Genomic DNA, 21,260 nt, shown 5'->3' with positions numbered 1-21,260 from the left:
TGCACAGTCAGTGATGCGTCGTCCTGGTCAAACGGAAAAGGCGCTGAAGCGTTAGGGTTCTGGGGATTTTCGCTCACGGGATAAGCATGCCACGAAGAAGACAGCAAAGCTCGGGACCCTGGTCAGGATCCTTTTGTTGCATCCCCCACGTTCAGGTATTAGAAGCCCAAACGCTGAAGCATCTTCGGGTCGGACTGCCAGTCCTTTGCGGTACGCACATGCAGATCGAGGTACACACGGCGCCCCAGATATTCTTCAATATGCACTCGGGCCCGAGTGCCGATCTCCTTCAAACGCGAACCTTTCTTGCCAATAATGATGGCTTTTTGGGAATCGCGTTCGACATAGACATTGACGTGGATATCCAGCAGAGGCGGACGATCATCGCCTTCACGCTTGGGGCGTTCAATGATCTCTTCGACCTTTACCGCAAGCGAGTGCGGAAGCTCATCGCGCACGCCCTCCAGCGCGGCCTCGCGAATAAATTCTGCAATCATCGTTTCGCGTGACTCATCGGAGATGTCGTCCTGCGGGTACAGGGGCGGTGAGAGAGGAACCTTTTCCGCCAAAACTTCACGCAGGCGATCAATGCCTTCGTGCTTGAAGGACGAAACCGGAACAATCGCGCTCCACTCCCCCAGCTTTTCAATTGCCAGAAGGTGTTCAAGCACGCGTTCGCGCGGCACACTATCGCACTTCGTTGCAACCGCAATCACGGGGCGTCGGACAGAACGCAGCTCCCGAGCAATGAACTGGTCTCCCGGTCCGATGCGCTGATCCGCAGGCATACAGAAGACCACGCAATCGACTTCGGCCAAGGCCTCGCGAACCATGTCATTGAGACGCCTACCCAGCAGCGTGCGCGGACGGTGATATCCGGGCGTATCGACCAATACCAACTGGTAGTTTTCGCCGTGGACGATCCCGCGAATGTTGTGGCGTGTCGTTTCGGGGCGACCCGAGGTGATGGCGACCTTGTGGCCGACAAGAGCGTTGGTCAGCGTCGACTTTCCGACATTAGGGCGGCCAACAATGGAGATGAAGCCCGCGCGAAAGTCTTCTGGGAAGTCGGGAACAATGATGTCTGCGCCCGCATTTGTTTCTGCGCGGAGTTGACGCAAGGATTCGACGGAATCCTCAACGTCGTGGGCGCGCTCATCATCGGCCTCGTCAAGCTCAGCATCGACCTCTTCATCGTCCTGCGAGTCCTCATCAGGAAGTTCAAGAGCATCGAGATCCACGCCTTCGAAGGCGTTCGGACCGGCCATCAATTCATCATCGCTGGGGAAATGCATCTTTCTCACTCCTGGTGATCTTCAGAGTCTTCGGTCTGGGTTTCAGGGACATAGGAACAGACAATTGTGCCAACTTGGCGACGGCGGCCTCGGGCTTCTTCGGCAACCATGTGCACACCGAGCATATCGCCAGTTGCCCCCGGAAGCGGAACACGGCCAATCGCTTTGGCCAGCAAGCCGCCAACGGAATCAACGTCTTCATCTTCGAGTTCCAATCCCCACAGCTCTCCGAGCTCGCTAATGGAGAAACGCGAAGGAACGCGCCAGACGCCCGGGGAAATTTCTTCGGGCTCGATGGTGTTGCGATCGTGTTCGTCGGTGAGTTCGCCGACAACTTCTTCGATGATGTCTTCGAGGGTAACGAGGCCCGAGATCCCGCCATATTCATCGACGACCATCGCCAGGTGGAAGTGTTCGGACTGCATCTGACGCAGCAGATCATCAACCGGCTTCATTTCGATGGTGAACTCGGCAGGACGCATCATCTGATCGGCGCGAAGTTCATGTTCTCCATCATGGTTTTCAAGGCGCTGAACGACATCCTTAAAGAACAAAATTCCACGGACGTCGTCGGTGTCCTCTCCAATAACGGGCAGACGCGAGAAACCGGAGCGTACAAAGAGGCGTAATGCCTTCCGAGCCGGAACATCGAATGCGATCGTCAGCATTTCGGTCCGCGGGACCATCACCTCACGAACCAAGGTATGCCCTAATTCGAAAACCGAGCGCAACATCTCTCGGTCTTCTTCTTCAAGGCCTTCGGTTTCGCCAACGCGATCAACCATTTCACGCAGTTCATCTGCCATGTCTGCACGCATCTCAGCTTCGGTTCGCTCAGACTGCGGAAGATAGGCCTTGACCTTCTGAGCAGCAGGCGAGAAGAAATGTGCAATTGCGACCAAACGGCTCATCAGGGGCGTGAAGAAGAGCGCGATACCAGTGGGATTGCGCTGTGCCCAGCGCGTGGCAATGATGCTGTTAGCAAAGAATTGCACAATCGTCACAATGACGATTGCAACTAGCCCTCCCAGCCACCAGTAGTGTGAAAAATGCAGAGCAATGGTCGCCATTGAAACGGCAAAGACAACCTGCAGGAAGGTGCGGACGCCTCGAAGGACAAAAATAACTAAGCGACGTTGATCAACCAGTTTGAACAGGGCTCGGGCGTTCTTTTTGTCGTCCTCGATCAGGTCTTCAACCGCGGCGTGGGTGAGCTTAGCGATCGAAAACTCACTTGCCGCAAAAACCATTGCGCTCAGAAGAGCAATTGCGGCAAGGATACTCATCCCCGCGACGGGGATAGCAGCTTCGATCATCGCTGTGCGAGGAAGCTCAAGAGGAGCTGGCGTTGCAGGGTGAACATTTCTTCTTTTTCAGCCGGTTCTGCATGGTCATAGCCCAGAAGGTGAAGCATGCCGTGGGTCGCCAAGAAGAGCATTTCTTCAACCGAGGAATGTCCGGCCTGGCGAGCCTGCTGCTCTGCAACCTGCGGACAGATGCAAATATCGCCCAGGGTTCCCGATTCCGTCGGATGATCCGCAGTGCCCGGACGGAGCTCGTCCATGGGGAAGCTCATGACATCGGTCGGGCCTTCCAGATCCAGCCAGCGAACATGGAGTTCTTCCATGGGTTCGGGGTCGATGAAAATGATATTGAGCTCGACCTCTGTGGAGACATGCATGGCGCTGAGCACGAAGTCGGCCAAGCGCACGAACTCTTCACAGTCGATCTGGTAGTCGGTTTCGTTAAGAACTTCAGTCATGACTCAGCGTCCATTGTGTCGGTTACGGGTGTGCAGGGAACGGTCACGGCGTGCTTTGAGGCTGGCCATGGATTCGTCCCAACGTTCGTATGCGTCAATAATTTGGCCGACAAGGCGATGACGCACAACATCGGCGCTTGTCAGATGACAAAATTCTATGTCATCGATGCCACTGAGAATATCTTCAATGACGAGAAGACCGCTGGAGCGCTCCCCCGCTAGGTCAATCTGTGAGGCGTCACCGGTAACAACAACCTTTGAGTTAAAGCCTAAACGGGTCAGGAACATCTTCATCTGCGCGAGCGTCGTGTTCTGAGCCTCGTCCAAGATGATGAATGAATCATTGAGCGTTCGTCCGCGCATATATGCCAAGGGCGCGACCTCAACTGCACCAGAGGCCATAAGTTTTGGCAGCGCATCCGGATCCATCATGTCTCCCAGCGCGTCATAGAGCGGACGCAGATAGGGATCGATCTTGTCCGTGAGCGTGCCCGGAAGGAAACCAAGATTTTCTCCCGCTTCAACTGCAGGGCGGGTCAAGACGATTCGGCGCACCTGTCCGGAAAGCAGGGAGGATACAGCTTGGGCCATCGCAAGGTAGGTCTTTCCAGTGCCGGCAGGTCCCAACCCAAAGACGACGGTCGAACGCTCAATCGCCTCGACATACGCTTTTTGCCCGGCAGATTGCGGTCGAATGGATCGTCCCCGCGAGCGCAGAATTTCTTGGGGGCGTTCATCCGTGGAGCTAGCAGTCATGAGCAGAGCAATTGCCTGTTCAACGCCGTCAGCGTCAAGAGAATGCCCATCTCGAGCAAGTTCAATGAGCTCTTCGACCAGCTGAGCGGCCATATCCACAATTCCTTCGGGGCCAATCATGGATAAAGTGCGGCCAAGTAAGGTGAAGCGGACCTGAGGGAAACCGTTTTCAAGAGCTCGCAAAACGCGGTCTGAAGTTCCAAAAAGTACGACGGGATCCACGCCGCGGGGAATATCAATTCGTTTGGCGTCCATGTCACCATCTCCCAATAGCGTCGCTGATCAGTGAAAGCGCAACTGGTCCGGCGCTTGAAGCGCGAAGGACGGTATTTCCCAGCAGGCAGATTTTCGCTCCCGCGGCCTCGAAAAGAGAAAGCTCATCGGGGTCAACCCCACCTTCAGGGCCAACGATGACGGCGATCTTGGGAGGACAAGAAGGCTGGGACTGGGCGGCCAAGGCCGACGAAGCGTGGGCGCTTAGCTCGCGCAGCTGAGGAAGGAGTTCACTCAGGCGGCGATCGGTACTCTCGTGACAGACCAAAACCCAAGCATCATGTTCCGTGGCTTGTGAAATCCATTGTGCTAAGGCAGCAGACGAATGGGCTTCTTCAAGGCGTGGGATAAATGCGCGCCGCGATTGTTTTGTCGCTGATCGCAAGGTGGATTCCCACTTTCGCATGCCCTTCGCGGCTTTTTCGCCCTTCCAGCGGACCTCACTGCGATTTGCCTGCCACGGCATTACTGAGTCAACGCCAACTTCTGTTGCCATTTCGATGGCCATTTCATCGCGTCCACCCGTCGAAAGGGCTTGGATCAGCATTAGTTCAACCTCAGGCTGATCCTCACGTTCAAGGTGGTCAATGCGCAGAGTCAGGGCCTTTTTTGCGCGGTCAATAACCGTGCAACGGGCGCGAAGCCCCATCCCGTCAACGACATCAAGCATGGCTCCGACATCGATCCGTCGAACGGTTGCCGCGTGAAAGCCTTCATCCCCGTCTAAAACGTAGGAATCTCCCCGTGCGCAGGCACTCAATTCGTCCGCGTCGGGAGCGATGAAAACCGGAAGCGTCATACAGGTGATGTCCTTAACTAGGCGCCGAAGGTTTCACGAAGCTTGTCGAAGAAGGAGGATCCGCGCTTTTCAGGACGGACGCTTTCTTCTCCGCGAACCTGGGAGAGCTCTTCAAGGAGCTCGCGTGAGCGGTCATCAAGTTTGCGCGGGATTTCGACGTTAATTGCGACGTGAAGGTCTCCGCGACCGGGGCGTTGGAGATGGCCAACACCCAGTCCATCCAAGCGAACCTCATCGCCGGGCTGCGTACCGGGCTGAATGGTCACGGACTGGGCGCCGTCCAAGGTCTCCAGCTCAAACGTGCTTCCCAAAGCAGCTGCGGTCATGGGAACGGTCACCGTCATGTACAGGTCGTCCCCCTGACGCGAAAAAGTAGGATCGCGCTTCTCGACAATGTCGACGTAGAGATCGCCATTGGGACCACCGCCGGGACCGGCCTCGCCCTGTCCGGCAAGACGCAAGCGCATTCCGTCGCCCGCGCCGGCGGGGATATCAATGGTCAAGGTGCGATGCGCACGAACGCGTCCCTGACCGGAGCACTCGTGACAGGGGTGTTCAATGACAGTCCCATAGCCCTGACAGCTTGGGCAGGGAACCTGAGTTTGCATGGTTCCCAGCATGGTGCGCTGCTGCTGAATCGAGTACCCCTGTCCCTTACAGGTCGTGCAGGTCACCGCTTCGGTTCCCGGCTCACACATAGCCCCGTGGCACACCTCGCAGGTCACATAGGTGTTGAGCGAAATCTGCTGGTGAGCACCAAAAGCGGCGTCCTTCAAGGTGATTGCAACCTGGGTTAGCTGGTCGCGTCCTTGGCGAGTTCGCGATGCAGGTCCTTGGTTTCCGCCAAAGCCTCCGCCAAAGGCACCTCCGAACATTGTCGTCAGAATGTCACCGAAATCGAAAGACTCCGCACCGTAGCCGCCACCACGCGCAGCATCGGGACCACCGATGTCGTACATGCGGCGTTTTTCTGGGTCGGAGAGGGTTTCATAGGCAACCGACACGGCCTTGAAAGCCTCCTCATCCCCACCGTAATCGGGGTGAGTTTCGCGGGCCTTCTTGCGATAGGCCTTCTTAATCTCGCTCTGGTCAGCGTCGCGAGAGACTCCAAGGATTGCGTAGTAATCGTCGTTCACGAATGTCCTTTTGTAACCCGTTCAGTGTGTGGAATTCAGGAATTTAGAGAGGTAGGCGGCCACGGCGCGGACCGTGGACATTGTCGAGGCGTAGTCCATGCGCGTGGGGCCAAGAACCCCGAGGTGCGCCGAGTTTTCTCCGGAGGCATAGGTTCCGGAAACAAGAGAGGTTTCAACGAAAGCATCGTGGCCGTTTTCAGAGCCAATGGAGACATGAACATCGCCGTTGCCTTCATCCATCTCAGCGAAAAGACGAAGAAGGACAACCTGTTCTTCCAAAGCATCCAAGACCGGTGCAATATCGTGGAAATCAACACCGCTGCGCGCAAGATTCGACATTCCTGCCATTGCAATGCGCGAGGAGGGCTCCCCTTGAAGCAATGTCGCGACGGTGTCGCTCATCTCTGTTGCAAACGCAAGCAGCGTCGGGGGAAGTGTCTGAGAGAGAGCCTCACAATGCGCACGCACCTGAGCAGCACTCATTCCCTGGTAAGCAGCATTAAGAACCGCTCGGACAGCCAAAAGATCATCTTGAGTGACGTCTTGAGGCATCTCACGCAGGCGTTCAAAAACTTTGCCCTGCTGGGTAATAACAACAACCAACAATCGCTGATCTGACAGGTCAACGCATTCAATTCGACTGAGCGTCGAGCGCGCATGAACGGGGTATTCAATGAGCGCCACCTGATGCGTCACTTGAGCAAGCAAACGCACGGTATTCATGACGACATCGTCTAAATCCTGCGCCTGTGCCAAGAATTTTTCGACGGCTTGGCGTTCTGCCGGACTCATCGGCTTGAGAGTGGACAGCTGATCAACGAAGGCACGATAGCCTTTATCAGTCGGAACACGTCCCGCACTGGTGTGAGGTTGGTAGATCAACCCAGCTTCTTCAAGGACGGCCATATCGTTACGAATAGTCGCCGAAGATACCCCGAGGTCTTGAGATTGCGCGATCGCTTTAGATCCGACGGGTTCGCGTGTGTGGACATACTGGGACACGATGGCACGCAGAACGTCCAGACGACGGTCGTTCATTCATCCTCCCTCATTTGGCACTCACACTATCTGAGTGCCAGTTTACCGCGAGATTACCTTTTTCGTCCCCTCATCAACACTTTCCGCCGCGTTATTCCAGACCCGGCTGCGTCACAAAATCAATAAGCTCTTCAACCCGGCCCAAAAGTGCCGGTTCAAGATCCTTGTAGTTACGAACGGTTGCCAAGATCCGCTTCCAGCCCTGAGCAATATCCGCCTGATTTGCGTGAGGCCACCCCAGATATTCCAAGGTTCCGTGCTTAATATCGGTCCCCCTGGGGACATCCGGCCATGCCTGGAGCCCCAGGCGCTGCGGCTTCACAGCTTGCCAAATGTCAACGAAGGGGTGCCCAACGACCAACACTGCGTCTTCCCAACGGATAGATACGGCCTCGGCAATGCGCGATTCCTTGGAGCCCGGGACCAGGTGATCAACCAGGACTCCTGCACGGACGGTCTTCGTGGGTCCAAAAACCTCAAGAATTTCCTCTAAGTGGTCCACACCTTCTAGAAGCTGGACGGCAACGCCGACATCGGCCAGATCCTCGCCCCACACGTGCTGGATCAGTTCCGCATCATGACGCCCCTCAACCCAGATGCGCGATTGCCTGGCAACCCGAGCCACACGCTTCTCAGGTGCGATCGACCCCGAATTCGTCAGCGCACGACCACCCGCAGTGGTGAGCGCAGGAGCTTTTTGAGCGGGAGCAGCCTTCGGAGGGAGCGCAATAATCGGCTTACCCTCCAGCCAAAACCCGCCTCCCAGGGGGAAAGAACGCTTCCGGCCTCGACGGTCTTCAAGCTCGACCAGGTGCACTCCCCCGGATTTTTCGACGCGAGTTACCGCACCAACCCATCCACTGGAAATATCCTCAAGCACCATGCCGTACTCGATGGGCACCTCCACTGAGCGCGGTCGTCGAGCACCCGGCCCATCGCGGTGCGGGTCGAATTCAAAGATATTTGTCCCGTACATATCTGAAGTCACCGCACCACACTATGAGTGCGAGCGCTCAAGGCAGGCTTCAACACTCGGATGCAGAGAAGTTGTGCGACTCCTAACTGAGTAGCCGCAGAGGCTCAGTAACCCAGGGGACTCAGTAACCGATGGGATTCAGTATCCCAAGAGGCACCGAGTCACATAATCCGCCAGTAGACGTCCCTGAAGAGTGACGATCGCGCGGCCTTGGGCAGCGGGTGTTGCCTCGATGAGGCCTTCCGAGGCCAAAGTCGGGAGGGCTTGAAGGAAAGTGTCGCGCTCTGCCCCAGCGCGAGGCGCGTCCACGCCTTCGCTGGTGCGCACCGCAAGCAAAACACGTTCCATTTCTCGTGTTTGAGCATCGAGAATTTCGCCTGCCTGCGCGGGGGAAAGCCCCTGGGTAACACGTTGCGCATAGGCAGAGGGATGCTTGACATTCCACCAGCGGTAGCGACCGACATGTGAGTGCGCTCCGGGGCCGAACCCCCACCAATCCCAGTCACGCCAATAGGCAAGGTTGTGTTTCGAGGCATGACGAAGCTGGGTCGAGGGGCCTTCTTCTCCCGATTCCCTCCGGGCAAAATTCGAGATCTCATACCAGGCGTATCCGGCCTCCCCCAGCAAGCGATCGGCAATTTCATATTTCGAGGCCTCATCGTCGGGGTCTGGCATGGGCAACTCTCCGCGGGCTACCTGCGCTCCCATCTTGGTTCCCTCTTCGATGACCAGCGCGTAAGCACTGATGTGATCCGGTTCCATTGCGATAGCCTCGCGAAGAGAAACTTCCCAATCCTGCAGGCTTTCGCCCGGAGCACCGTAAATGAGATCAACAGAGACATCTAAACCCAGCTGACGAGCAGCTAAAACCAGTCCGGGAAGTTTTGCGGGGTCATGGCGGCGGTCCAGCGTGCGCAAAACCGTGGGGACAGCGGATTGCATGCCAAATGACACGCGAGTAAACCCGGCCTCACGCAGACTTTCAAGAACGGCCTCGTCAACGCTTTCGGGATTGGCTTCCACCGTGACTTCTGCACCGGGAGCAATCCCAAAGTTTTGGCGAATGCCCTCAAGCAGGCGAGCCAAGGCGGCTGGATCAAGAAGGGTGGGGGTTCCCCCTCCAAAGAAAATGCTCGAGGCCGGGCGCGCAGGCATCTGAGCATCGCTGAGAATTTGCGCGGCTAGGCGCATTTCCGCGAGCGCGCTGGAGTCGTAGCTCACCCGGTCTGCACCGGGACCGAAGCCCACCGTGTAGGTGTTGAAGTCGCAATAGCCGCAACGGACCTGACAAAAAGGGATATGGACATAGATCGACAATGGGCGATTAATACTCGCTTCTGCCAGCTGCGGAAGAAGGAGGCCGTGTGGATCCCAGGGCTGACCGTCGGGCTGTGCTGGGCTCATCGCGAGTGCGGCCTGGAGGTCGAGCGGGCAACAACTTGAGAAATCACAACAAGGCTTCCTGTCAGTACCGTCAATACGATGAAGGGCCAGAACCAGTTCGCTGTCAGATCCACCATGCGCCCAATAGCCCACGGCCCCAACGCACCAAGACCATAGCCAAGGCTTTGGACGAGCGCCGAAAGCGTTCGTGTCTGCGCTGTGGTGGCCGTGCGTTCAATAACCAGCGTAAAGGTAATTGAGAAGAATGCACCTTGGCCCAGTCCTCCGCAGGCGCTCCACACAACCCACCAGGAGGGAAGCAGGAGCATACCAAGGGGCATGAGAAGCCACGCGCAAGAGACTATCCCCAGAATTGTCGAGGTTTGGCCGCGGATCAGTCGCTGCAGGGCCATCATTGTCAGAGGGGCGATGACCCCGATGACGTGGTAGATCGAGGCGGCAAATCCGGCATCAGCGCTGTTCATCTGCAGCATTTCTGCCAAGATTCGCGGCAGCCATGCAGCAACACCGAAATAGCAGAAAGTATTGATCGCGAAAGCAAGCGCCATGAGCCAAGCGATCGGCCAGCGATAGATTTCCGAGGCCGTGGCCGCTTCGCTGGTGACAAGCGCATCGTCTGAGCGGACCTTCCAACCGGCCTTGCGTGCCAAAAACGGCCTAATCCCTGGGTGTTTGAGGGGATAGACAATCAAACAAGCTACCAGTGCAAGTAGAGCTGGACCAACTCCCCATACACCGGCAGCGCCCTGCCAACCGATGTAGGCAACCAGGGGAAAGGTAAAAGCCGTCGAGGCCGCGATCGTCACATCGATCATCGTGGAGTAAACGGCAGTCATGATCCCAGCGCGATGGCGAAAGTCCCTGCTGATCAGCATGGTGATGACAAGATTTCCCGCGGTTGTTCCAAGGCCGATCAGGAAGGTCCCCAGAAAAAGGGTGGAGCTCAATCCTAGAGAGCGCACAATCGCACCCACAATAACGATTGCTAATCCAAGAGAAACGGCTTGGTTGAGAGCAAAGTGGCGAAGAACAATCGAGGTCAGCGGGGTGAAGAAGCCAAAACAGAAGACGGGAATAGAAGTGACCAAGCCTGCCTGGGCCGCAGAAAGTCCCAATTCTCTTTGAACAACATCAATGATCGGCGGCAGCGCGGTGATGCCTCCCCGCAAAGAGCCGGCAAGAAGGATGAAGGCGCTGAGAATGACGAGGATCCACACGAACCTACGCTGGAAAAATCGCGCGTAAGCACCCTGTTTCACGGCAAGCTCTTTCTTCGTTGTGACCGTACACACCCATCGGCAATGTTTTCACAGTTCGCGCAGGAAATCACCTAGCGTACAGATTCCTCCGAAACAGCGGGCACAACCACAAAAGAATAAGAGAGTGCCCGCTTCCTCTTTCGAGGAAGCGGGCACACGTTGCGGACCGAGGCGGGGAATTCTCGGTTCATCGAGGAAGCCCCGCCCCGCGCGTTCTCGAGAGAACGCATCTCCACTCTTCGCAGATCCGCCTATCGCGAAGAGGAAGCCGGCGTTTCACGCAAGGTGAAAGCTCAATGCACCAGACAGCATATAAAACTTTGTCAACCGCGTGAAATATTGACACCCAGAATGTCACGCGAATCTCTTTGTGATATGGGAGGAAAGGATGCTGATCGCGCAACAATTTGGGCTCCGATCGTCATCATTGTCGAGGCACGCGGACTCCGACGATGTCATGAGCCCTGCGCCCCGCGTCAATGCCTCGGGTTTCAAAATGGGTAACGACTCGCCCCTCGTAGCGGGGAGCAAATCCGCCGCGCGCAGGTTCGGGATCTTCTAAATCAGGTCTTTGCCCTCGATAGGGATTTTCAAAAAGCGGGCAGGCTTCGACGGCATCACGCATTTGCCATGCGTAATTGTCCCAATCGGTTGCAAGACGCCACACTCCCCCATCACGAAGGACTCGGGCAACTTCTCTAGCGAACTCATCACTGACAAGTCTCCGCTTATGGTGACGTGCCTTTCGCCACGGGTCAGGGAAGAACGTCCAGACCTCATCAAGGCTCGCATCCGCTAAAAGGAAGGGAAGGGCTTGGGCTGCATCGGCCTCGAGAACACGAATATTGTCGACGCCGGCTTCTACAGCCTTTGAAACCAACTTGGCAATCCCGGGAACCCACACTTCGAGCGCAAGATAATCACGATCGGGATGAGCAGCAGCCGCAGCAACGATCTGTTCGCCCGTTCCCGAGCCGATCTCCAAAGTCAGCGGAGCACTACGACCGAATAGTTCCACGGGGTCAAGTCGAAAATCTTCGGCAACGGTCGTGTAACCAATACCTCGGCGAGGCTCAATGACGTAACGCTCGGCGTGAGCATCCCACGTCCGCGCAAGGTTTGGAGGAAGCTCGCGACTGCGCCTGGTGAAGGATTTGGTCCGGCTCATGAAGACGGTGCCCTCGGGTGCGTCTCCCGGTCGGCGACCATTGCGGATATTGGCGCCGGCGGACTGAGCGATATCAGCAGCCTGTGCTGCTGACCCGCCCACGGCCTCGTTATCCTCTGCCACGATCATTTTTTCCAGTGGGCACGTCAGAGGTCAATGCAGCGATGAAGGCCTCTTGGGGCACGTCCACGCGCCCGATCGACTTCATACGCTTCTTGCCTTCCTTCTGCTTCTCCAGCAGCTTGCGCTTACGGGTGATATCGCCGCCGTAGCACTTGGCAAGCATGTCCTTGCGAAGAGCCTTGATGTTTTCGCGGGCAATGACGCGTGCACCCACTGCAGCTTGGACGGGGATTTCGAACTGTTGACGAGGGATCAGTTCCTTCAAGCGCTTCGTCATCCGCAGACCGTAGGCATAGGCCTGGTCCTTGTGGACGATCGCACTGAAGGCATCCACGCGGTCACCGTTGAGCAAAATGTCGACCTTCACTAGGTCGGCAACCTGCTCGCCGCTTTCGTGGTAGTCCAACGATGCATAACCGCGAGTGCGTGACTTCAGGTGATCGAAGAAATCGAAGACGATCTCTGCCAGGGGCAGCTGATAGTGCAACTCAACGCGGTCCTCAGAGAGATAGTCCATTCCTCGCATGGTTCCACGGCGATCTTGGCACAGCTCCATAATCGTGCCCGTGAATTCAGTCGGAGTCAGGATCGTTGCGTTAACAACTGGCTCACGGACCTCAGAAATCTTTCCCTCGGGGAATTCTGAGGGGTTATCGACCTGGATTTCGGTCCCATCTTCAGCAACGACCTTGTAGACAACGTTCGGTGCTGTGGCAATCAGGTCCAGCTTGAATTCACGCTCTAAGCGTTCGCGAACAATCTCAAGATGGAGAAGGCCCAGGAAGCCGCATCGGAAGCCAAAGCCCAGTGCCGCACTGGATTCGGGTTCGAAAGTGAGCGCCGCGTCATTGAGCTGGAGGCGCTCAAGCGCGTCTCGCAGATCCGGGAAATCCGATCCATCGACCGGGTAGATGCCCGAGAAAACCATGGGCCGTGGATCACGGTAACCGGCCAGCGGTTTCTCGGCGCCGCGAACTGCCAAAGTCATGGTGTCACCAACACGGGATTGGCGAACGTCTTTCACACCGGTGATGAGGTAGCCAACTTCACCTGCACCAATTCCTTGCGAAGGCGTTGGTTCTGGTGAAATAACACCAATCTCAAGAAGCTCGTGGGTCGCGCCCGTCGACATCATTCGGACGCGCTCGCGGGTGGAGAGCATGCCATCGACAACTCGGACATAGGTAACGACGCCTCGATAGGTGTCGTAGACAGAGTCGAAAATCATCGCTCGGGTCGGGGCGTCGGGGTTGCCCGAAGGCGAGGGAATCTGCCGGACGATCTCATCAAGAAGGGCGGGAACACCTTCACCTGTTTTGCCTGAAACTCGCAGAACTTCGTCGGGGTCGACGCCAATGAGCTGGCTAATTTCCTGGGCGTACTTTTCAGGCTGAGCTCCGGGAAGGTCGATCTTGTTCAGCACTGGGATGATCGTGAGGTCATTTTCCATGGCAAGGTAGAGATTTGCCAGAGTCTGGGCCTCAATCCCCTGTGCGGCGTCAACAAGGAGAACCGCGCCTTCACATGCGGCCAGGGATCGCGAAACCTCGTAGGTGAAGTCGACGTGTCCGGGGGTGTCGATCATATTCAGCGCAAAAGGTTCACCCTCATAAGCCCATGGCATACGCACGGCCTGGCTTTTGATGGTGATGCCGCGTTCGCGCTCAATATCCATACGATCCAAGTACTGATCGCGCATATCTCTGCTAGCGACCACACCGGTGAGTTGGAGCATGCGGTCAGCCAGAGTGGACTTGCCGTGATCGATGTGAGCGATGATGCAGAAATTACGGATACGTTCCTGCGGAGTGGCCGCGGGTTGGATCTGCGCGAGCTGCTCAGGAGTAGGAATCGGGGACAAGCAAGACCTCCGGAAGGGTTGTGACGTCTGGTCTATCGTCCCATTAGTAAGCACCGGGGTGCCAATTCCACGCCGATAGGGTGTGCGTTCTCACCATTTATCGGGCTTTTATGGGGATATCGGAGGTCGTTCTGCGCTTCGATTTCTGCTAGAGTTGTCCTTCGGACTCCCAGCCTGGTCGGGCAGGGGGTCTGGTTAGAGTCGTTTGCGGGTGTCCCCATGCCCCAGTCCCGACACTGACACAGCCCTCACCGACCTGTACGAACGAAAGACCAAGGAGTAATCCGACTGTGGCGAACATTAAGTCTCAGATCAAGCGGATCCGCACCAACGAGAAGCGCCGTCAGCGCAACCTGGCAGTCAAGTCTGAACTGAAGACCCTGGTGCGCAAGACTCGCGAAGCCGTCGAGGCTGGCGACAAGGAAGCAGCTATCGAAGCTCTGCGCGTCGCATCGCGTAAGCTCGACAAGGCCGTCTCGAAGGGCGTTATTCACCGCAACCAGGCCGCGAACCGCAAGTCCAAGCTTGCCCGTCGCGTCCAGTCGCTCGGCTGATTTAATCGCTTGATGTGGCCCTTGCAGGAAACTGCAGGGGCCACATTTTTGTCTACAAAGGCTTGAATATCGCCATAGAATACGGGACAGAAGAACTCATTTCCCCGTGGCAGTTTGCACCTTGCCCGCCACACATTGAAGGAGCCAAAGATGACCACTAATCCTTCACCCACTACTGACCACTTCGCTGCAGGGCCACACCAAGACTGGCCTCGTCTACCAGAGGGCGCCGAGCGCTACCTAGACTCCCCTACTGCGGGCACTCTTCCCGCAGACATTCCAGGTGGCAGGCATCCAATCTTAGATGCGCTTGAACTTCACCCGGTAAACGGAACGCGCGCGACCGATCCGGTTCCTACCGGCTTCGAGGTGCTCTACCTTGCCGCGGGCTGCTTCTGGGGCGTTGAACGCATCTTCTGGCGCCAAGAAGGAGTCTGGGCAACGGCCGTCGGCTACATGGGTGGCGGGAATGCAAACCCCACCTACCGAGAGGTATGTACAGGACGCACGGGCCACGCCGAGACCGTTGCTGTTGCCTACGACCCCTCCGTAACCGGCGAAGGCGGAGCGAGCCTGATCAAGACCTTCTTCGAAAACCACGATTCCACTCGCCCCAACCGTCATGGCAACGACGTGGGCACTCAGTACCGGAGCGCGATTTGGGTGACGACGCCGAGGCAGGCTGAGGTGGCATCGCTTCTGCGCGGTGCGTGGGTGGCTGAGTTGGAGCGCGCGGTGCCGGGAGCCCGCTGCTACACAACGATTGGCGAGGCCGGGGCCTGCTTTGCCCAGTCAGGTGGCCCTTTCTACCTGGCCGAGGACTACCACCAGGCCTACTTAGAAAAGAACCCTGATGGCTATTGCAATCACGGGCCAAATGGAGTGAGCTGCCCCGTGGGAATCCTCAATATGCCCGCACAAGTAAGCATCGAACCACCGCGGTAGACACTCATACACTGCAGCGCGCTGCGGGCATTTGGGAATATAGAGAGCTGCGACGCATCACAACACACTTTCTGCTCTCTATTAATTACAGTCCCCATGCGGGAGCAAATAATTTGGGGGAGGCAGAAACTGCCTCCCCCAAATTGCGTTTAACAGCTAACGGCTCATGCCTCTTCAGGCGTGATGGTCACGCCCTCAACGTCCATTTCGTCCAAGCTGACGGTACGATCCTTCTTCACCAGGTGGTAGCCCAACCAGATGAGCAAGAAGATCGGAAGGCCGATGTACGAGGAGGCAACCTGCAGGAGCTGGCCGCGGAAGACGGCCTCGTAATTCTGGCCCAGCAGAACGATCAAGCACATGGTGAAGGCCAAGATCGGACCGAAGGGGAAGAAGGGCGCCTTGTAGGGAAGCTCGTCAAGGGAGCGTCCCTGCTTGACGTACGCCCGGCGGAAACGCCAGTGGCATGCCGCAATACCCAGCCAAACGATGAATCCGGAGAGGCCTGAAACGTTGAGCAACCACGTGTAAGCGGTGTCTTCACTCACCAGTGCTGCAACGAATCCCAGTGCACCAACAGCCGAGGTTGCGAGCATTGCGTAGATCGGCACGCCGTGGCTGGTGACCTTTCCAAAGAAGCGAGGAGCCTGGCCACTCAGTGCCATCGAGTGGAGCATGCGAGTGGATGCGTAGAGTCCAGAGTTTCCTGCGGAGAGAATCGCGGTCAAAATGACGGCGTTCATGACGGCTGCCGCGGCAGCAACACCCATACGCTCAAAGACCAAAGTGAAGGGCGAGTAGGCAATATCCGAGGCAGAATCGCGCAGCAGGTTCGGATCGGTGAAAGGAATCAGAGTGCCGATGATTGCGATTGCGCCAATGTAGAAGAACATAATGCGCCAGAACACGGTCTTGATTGCGCGAGGCACATCGCGGCGAGGATTCGATGATTCGCCTGCGGCGACACCCACAAGCTCGGTTCCTTGGAAGGAAAAGCCTGCGATCATGAAGACTGAGATGATGGCCAAGAATCCGCCGTGGAAGGGAGCATCGCCGGTCGTCCAGTTCTGCACTCCCGGAGAGTCGTTGAAGATTCCGAAGATCATCAGGGTGCCAGAAATCAGGAAGATGACGACGGTGATGACCTTGATCAGGGCGAACCAGAATTCTGCCTCACCATAGACACGGGCGCTCAGGGCATTAAGAACAGTCAGTAAGACAAGGAAGGAAATTGCCCAAACCCATGAGGGAACATCTGGCAACCAGTAAGACATCACCAATCCCGATGCCACAAGTTCAGCAGCGACGGTAATCGCCCAGTTGAACCAGTAATTCCAGCCCATTGCAAAACCGAAGGAAGGGCTGACGAAACGCGTGGCGTAGGTCTGAAAAGATCCCGCAACGGGCATGTGTGCGCTCATCTCACCAAGAGATTGCATAAGCAGAAGCACCATGAGGCCAATGACGGCGTAGGCAGTCAAAGCGCCACCGGGGCCAGCCGTTGAGATCGTTGCGCCCGAGGCGACGAAGAGACCGGTACCAATTGCACCACCGATCGCGATCATCTGCATGTGGCGTGCCGATAAACCACGCTTGAGTTCCGTGCGCTGGGGCTTGTCCTTGGACTGTACCTGCTGGTCAGTCTCAAGGTTCACTTCCACTGCACTGGGGTTCGGCGTTTCCATGCCGCACTCTCCTTTGGTTTATCAGTCTGCGGCCGGACGCCGCCGACTCTGGTTCCACTAGTGTGCCATCTAATGACCCACTTTTTCCAAACTGTTTACCTTTTGGACATGCTTGTGAGGGAATTTATATCCGTGTTACTTCGCCAACATATTCAACCAGCAACCCGAAGAAGCACAGTATCCTTGAGAAAAACAGATCAATCCTACAACTGCATGATTGGAATAATTATGAGGCGAAACCTTCCGAAGATGTTATGGGTATGCAGTCTGTCTCTTTCAGCGCTCTTCATTGGCAGTTCAAGTTACGCAGCCCCTACCCTCAGCGTCGACGAAGGCTATGACTTCACCACGCCTTCACACATGAGCTATACAGCATCTATCACTGACGCGTCAGGGGCAATCCTCACGGAAGACATGTGCAGCAAGCTCCAACTCGGTGGAGAAACCCCCATTTTTGAGTCCAATGGATCAGCTCATACATGCAGGATTTCAGCTGATTATGAGGGATCATCGCTTTCACAATTCCTGACCACCAGCGAGGCAGGTTTTTCTTTCACATCCCAAACGTCAATAATCTTGGCGGGAATCGCCGACGGGGCTAATACAAGCGGCGATAGCCCAACAGTCAACATCAACGCCCAATTCCCCGAGGGATACGTACCAACATCCGCCGATAGTTCAGGAGAAGTTGACCCAGCCAAGCGTGCAGTGCATTGGACCAATGCGCCTTCTATAGTTAGCGCGACTGGAGAGGTCGACGCTACCCAACAAGCGGCTCCTTCTGCATCGACCAATGATGATCAGCCTTCTTCCCAAGACGGAAGTCAAGGGGTACCAGCAAAGTACATCGCTATTGGAGTCTCCTTCCTTGCAGCCATCACCGCTTGGACCGTAAGGCTGCGTAAGGGGAAGGATTGTCGCCCTGCCCAGCACCAACAGCGCTAACTAGGGCCTTTTACCCACTTCAAGAACTCTCACGTTGATACAAAACTGGATCACCTGACGCTGGTTCTGTATTCTGTCTTCGCTTTAAACATCACACACAGAGGGGGCGATTTATGAAGCGCCGTATTTTTGGATCTCTTGGAGCAATTGCACTCACCGGGGCATTGGCTTTGTCTGCAGGTACCGCCAGTGCTGATTCCACCATCAGCCTTGAAGAGGAGTACAACTTCTCTTCCGCAACAAAGATGACCTACACCTTAAGGATGAGCGATTCTTCGGGCACCGTGGTCACGAAGGAGTCGTGCGAGAAGGCGCGATCCGCTGGTGCAAATACAGTTTTTAAGCAGGTGAATTCCAGCACTACCTGCGCAATTTTCCAAGACGCTCCTTCTGACGAAGTCGCAAAAATCCTGAAGGTCAGCGACGATACTTTCACTTTCGAATCACAGAGTCGCACTGTTTTAAGCAGTATCGGTTCCCGCATGGGCATTGAAAACATGAAGGTGATCGCGACCTTCCCCAAGGGATACAGGATCGAGTCTGCAGTTGTTCCAGACGGTGGCGACACACAGATTGCCCCAACCGGCGATTCGGTTACCTGGATCAATGCGTCAACGGATGTACATACCGAAGGCAAGATCTATTCATCTTCATCATCCTCGACAAAGTGGATCCTTCTGCTGATCCTTGGAGTTGTTGTTATTGGCGGCATTGGTGCGTTCATTGTCATGAGCAACCGCAAGAAGAAAGCCCAGCCGCAAACCGGCCAATTCCCCGTCCCGCCTCTCGGAGGCGACTTCCCACAACAGGGCCAGCCACCCGTACCCGGGCAATACCCCGAGCAGTACCCGGCCACGGCTGGACAGCCCCAGCCCGCTCAGTACCCAGCGCCGAGCGAACAGCCCCAGGCAGGTGTCTCCCCCTCGCCGGATCAATATCCGCAGGCTCCGCAGCAACCTGAGCAGGGCCAAGTTCCTGAGCAAGGAGAGCAGCCAGGTCAGTACCCCCAAGCCTGAGCAATACTCGTGATACATGTGGTGGGTGGCGCGTTATATACGCGCCACCCACCACACTTTTGCACTCAATTCAGCTTCTTTAAAGCCTTTCGTTATTCAAACGATACTCAATTCGTCACAGCCCTTAATTACTGCTTATTCTGTGAGCAAGCTTCCCTCTAGACAAAGGAACTCTCATGAAGCGACGCACGATCGGGGCAGCAGGTACCCTGGCGCTCACAGCCACCCTCGTGTTGGCGACAGGACCAGCTTTCGCTGACGAGCCGCGTTTTAGCGTGGAAGAGACCTACGATTTCACCTCTGCAACTCACTTGAGCTATACCCAGCATTTCAGGGACAGCACGAAGACTTTGATGACAGAGTATACATGCAGCTACATTTCAAGCAAGAACCCAGAGCTCAGCACCAAGTTCCACACAGAAGGCTCAGTTAACGTCTGTGATGTAATCCCCGAGGTCAACGAAACTGATATCGATGAGCTCTTGGAGGTCTCTGGAAACAACTTCACCTTCACTTCCGAGTCTGATGGCGTGTTGAAGGTCATGTCTAAAGAGTTCCCCAACAACATTGACAGCATTAGGAAGGTGACTGCGAAGTTCGCTGGCGGCTTGGTTCCCAGTTCTGCCGATAATGGCGGCACGATCGATAAGTCGACGGGCACAGTCACTTGGTCCAATGTCAAGAGTAATGTCAAAGTAAAGGGCAGTACGGACGGTAAGGCAGCTGCTTCTTCCACAGCGAAGAGCGGTTCAACAAGCACTGCCTCAGCTGACTCCGACTCCACCAGCGCAGCATCCTCAACGCCTGATTCCACCTCGTCTTCCTCCTCTTCTGGTTCGAAGTGGATCCTCTTGCTGGTCCTGGCAGTCATCGTCATCGGTGGCATCGGCGCATTCGTTGTCATGAGCAACCGCAAGAAGGCCCAGACCCAAGGCGGCCAATACCCACAGGGCCAGTTCCCCGGCCAGCCCATGGGCGGCCAGTACCCGGCACCCGCAGGACAGCCCCAGCCCGGTCAATACCCTGAGCAAGGCCAGCAGCCGGGACAATACCCACAAGCCTGAGCGGTTTCAGACCAATAATTGAAATGGGTGGTGTGTAGAGCTTGCACACCACCCATTCACATTCGCAGCTTTCTTCAAACCACGGCATTTTCAGAATTTAAACGTCATCCAATTCGTCTGTATTCACAAATGCATTTATTCTGTTGAATACATACCCTCTAAACAAAGGAACTCCCATGAAACGACGCTCAATTGGAGCTATCGGCATCCTTGCCATTGCAAGCTCTTTTGCGTTGGCAGCAGGCCCTGCTTTCGCCGACCCAGAGATCGCCGTGGAAGAGGTCTACAATTTCTCTTCTCCGACGGAAGCCAGCTACACAATAAGCACTATCGATGTCAACGGAGAAATCATCACCAAGGAGAATTGCGATAAGGCTCGACGAGGCACTGCAACTCCTACCTTCCGCACTGAAGGTTCATCGACGATCTGCGACGTGACCCAGAAGATTTCGGGTAGCAACGTTAAACAACTTCTCACAACTTCGGGGAGCACATTTACTTTCAAGTCCCAAAGTGGCGATGCGCTCAAGACACTATCAGGGACCATGCCGATCGATAAGATCCAAAAAGTAACCGCCAAGTTCGCTGGAGGCTTGGTTCCAACCTCTGCTGACAATGGTGGCACCATCGATAAAGCTGCAGGTACGGTTACCTGGACCGACGTGACGACTTCGCTCAAGGTCGAAGGCAGCACGAACGGCAAGGCAGCTGCTTCTTCCACAGCGAGCTCAACCGCGAAGAGCAGTTCGACAGCGAAGAGTGGCTCGACGAGCAGCGCTTCAGCTGATTCCGACTCCACCAGCGAAGCATCCTCTACACCTGAGTCCACCTCGTCTTCCTCTTCTTCCGGTTCGAAGTGGATCCTCCTGCTGGTCCTGGCAGTCATCGTCATCGGTGGTATTGGCGCATTCGTTGTCATGAGCAACCGCAAGAAGGCCCAGCCTCAAAACGGCCAATACCCCGTCCAGCCCATGGGCGGCCAGTACCCCGCACCCGGACAGTACCCGCAGGCACCCCAGCCCGGCCAGTACCCGGCACCCACAGGACAGCCCCAGCCCGGCCAGTACCCGCAGGCACCCCAGCAGCCTCAAGCCGGCCAGTACCCGGCACCCACAGGACAGCCCCAGCCCGGTCAATACCCTGAGCAAGGCCAGCAGCCGGGACAATACCCACAGGCCTGAGCAGCGCTCGCTCTCAGTTC

The 21,260-nt window shown here is 56.2% G+C and carries 19 protein-coding genes; 6 read left to right on the top strand and 13 right to left on the bottom strand.

Annotated elements, in window-relative coordinates; all coding sequences use genetic code 11:
* Positions 1-158: 158 nt before the first annotated feature.
* The 12 genes from era to lepA form a co-directional block, all read right to left on the bottom strand.
* Positions 159-1,295 carry a GTPase Era gene (gene era, locus ADG72_RS07980; RefSeq protein WP_048714195.1) on the bottom strand — a complete coding sequence of 379 codons (1,137 nt, stop codon included), beginning with the start codon at positions 1,293-1,295 and terminating at the stop codon, positions 159-161.
* Positions 1,296-1,300: 5 nt separating this feature from the next.
* Positions 1,301-2,611: a hemolysin family protein gene (locus ADG72_RS07975; RefSeq protein ID WP_048714192.1), complete on the bottom strand. Its 1,311-nt coding sequence runs from the start codon at positions 2,609-2,611 to the stop codon at positions 1,301-1,303.
* A complete protein-coding gene (ybeY, locus tag ADG72_RS07970) occupies positions 2,608-3,057 on the bottom strand; it encodes an rRNA maturation RNase YbeY (protein ID WP_009408972.1) in 450 nt (149 codons plus the stop codon). Before ybeY ends, ADG72_RS07975 begins: the two co-directional genes overlap by 4 nt.
* Positions 3,058-3,060: 3 nt before the next feature.
* Positions 3,061-4,068, bottom strand: coding sequence for a PhoH family protein (locus tag ADG72_RS07965; protein WP_048714190.1), 1,008 nt, complete (start codon positions 4,066-4,068; stop codon positions 3,061-3,063).
* Position 4,069: 1 nt separating this feature from the next.
* Positions 4,070-4,885, bottom strand: a complete 816-nt coding sequence (locus ADG72_RS07960) for a 16S rRNA (uracil(1498)-N(3))-methyltransferase (RefSeq protein ID WP_048714188.1) — start codon at positions 4,883-4,885, stop codon at positions 4,070-4,072.
* Between the two features lie 17 nt (positions 4,886-4,902).
* On the bottom strand, positions 4,903-6,021 hold the full coding sequence (gene dnaJ / locus ADG72_RS07955; RefSeq protein ID WP_048714187.1) for a molecular chaperone DnaJ: 1,119 nt from the start codon (positions 6,019-6,021) through the stop codon (positions 4,903-4,905).
* Positions 6,022-6,042: 21 nt separating this feature from the next.
* Positions 6,043-7,059, bottom strand: a complete 1,017-nt coding sequence (hrcA, locus tag ADG72_RS07950) for a heat-inducible transcriptional repressor HrcA (protein WP_048714185.1) — start codon at positions 7,057-7,059, stop codon at positions 6,043-6,045.
* A gap of 91 nt (positions 7,060-7,150) precedes the next feature.
* Positions 7,151-8,035: a DUF3097 family protein gene (locus tag ADG72_RS07945; protein ID WP_080978686.1), complete on the bottom strand. Its 885-nt coding sequence runs from the start codon at positions 8,033-8,035 to the stop codon at positions 7,151-7,153.
* Positions 8,036-8,173: 138 nt separating this feature from the next.
* A complete protein-coding gene (hemW, locus tag ADG72_RS07940; protein WP_048714184.1) occupies positions 8,174-9,439 on the bottom strand; it encodes a radical SAM family heme chaperone HemW in 1,266 nt (421 codons plus the stop codon).
* Positions 9,436-10,698, bottom strand: a complete 1,263-nt coding sequence (locus tag ADG72_RS07935; protein ID WP_239667705.1) for a CynX/NimT family MFS transporter — start codon at positions 10,696-10,698, stop codon at positions 9,436-9,438. The genes hemW and ADG72_RS07935 overlap by 4 nt, the downstream gene beginning before the upstream one ends.
* 424 nt (positions 10,699-11,122) lie before the next feature.
* Entirely contained in the window at positions 11,123-11,995 is an 873-nt protein-coding gene (gene trmB / locus ADG72_RS07930) for a tRNA (guanosine(46)-N7)-methyltransferase TrmB (RefSeq protein ID WP_048714181.1), read from the bottom strand.
* Complete coding sequence (gene lepA / locus ADG72_RS07925; protein ID WP_048714179.1) at positions 11,976-13,850, bottom strand: translation elongation factor 4; 1,875 nt, start codon at positions 13,848-13,850, stop codon at positions 11,976-11,978. The genes trmB and lepA overlap by 20 nt, the downstream gene beginning before the upstream one ends.
* A 290-nt stretch (positions 13,851-14,140) precedes the next feature.
* On the opposite strand from lepA, the gene rpsT reads away from it, so the two are divergent.
* Both rpsT and msrA read left to right on the top strand, forming a co-directional pair.
* The gene (rpsT, locus tag ADG72_RS07920; protein WP_009408961.1) at positions 14,141-14,404 is read left to right on the top strand and encodes a 30S ribosomal protein S20; all 264 of its coding nucleotides are present in this window, start codon (positions 14,141-14,143) and stop codon (positions 14,402-14,404) included.
* 150 nt (positions 14,405-14,554) lie between these two features.
* On the top strand, positions 14,555-15,349 hold the full coding sequence (gene msrA / locus ADG72_RS07915; RefSeq protein ID WP_107070856.1) for a peptide-methionine (S)-S-oxide reductase MsrA: 795 nt from the start codon (positions 14,555-14,557) through the stop codon (positions 15,347-15,349).
* A 164-nt stretch (positions 15,350-15,513) separates the two neighbouring features.
* On the opposite strand, the gene ADG72_RS07910 is transcribed toward msrA, so the two are convergent.
* Positions 15,514-17,034: an amino acid permease gene (locus ADG72_RS07910; protein ID WP_048714176.1), complete on the bottom strand. Its 1,521-nt coding sequence runs from the start codon at positions 17,032-17,034 to the stop codon at positions 15,514-15,516.
* A 360-nt stretch (positions 17,035-17,394) separates the two neighbouring features.
* On the opposite strand from ADG72_RS07910, the gene ADG72_RS07905 reads away from it, so the two are divergent.
* From ADG72_RS07905 to ADG72_RS07890, 4 genes are all read left to right on the top strand, one after another.
* Positions 17,395-17,979 carry a hypothetical protein gene (locus tag ADG72_RS07905; RefSeq protein WP_239667704.1) on the top strand — a complete coding sequence of 195 codons (585 nt, stop codon included), beginning with the start codon at positions 17,395-17,397 and terminating at the stop codon, positions 17,977-17,979.
* Between the two features lie 113 nt (positions 17,980-18,092).
* A complete protein-coding gene (locus ADG72_RS07900) occupies positions 18,093-18,995 on the top strand; it encodes a hypothetical protein (RefSeq protein ID WP_048714172.1) in 903 nt (300 codons plus the stop codon).
* Positions 18,996-19,171: 176 nt separating this feature from the next.
* Positions 19,172-20,059, top strand: coding sequence for a hypothetical protein (locus ADG72_RS07895; RefSeq protein ID WP_048714170.1), 888 nt, complete (start codon positions 19,172-19,174; stop codon positions 20,057-20,059).
* A gap of 176 nt (positions 20,060-20,235) precedes the next feature.
* Positions 20,236-21,240, top strand: a complete 1,005-nt coding sequence (locus ADG72_RS07890; protein ID WP_048714169.1) for a DUF4366 domain-containing protein — start codon at positions 20,236-20,238, stop codon at positions 21,238-21,240.
* Positions 21,241-21,260 lie beyond the last annotated feature (20 nt).

The sequence above is a fragment of the Trueperella pyogenes genome (genome assembly GCF_001070855.1).
Classification (GTDB): Bacteria; Actinomycetota; Actinomycetes; order Actinomycetales; family Actinomycetaceae; genus Pauljensenia; species Pauljensenia pyogenes_A.
The sequence above is the reverse complement of the archived record's forward strand: the minus strand, read 5'-3'. Positions and strand labels throughout refer to the sequence as shown.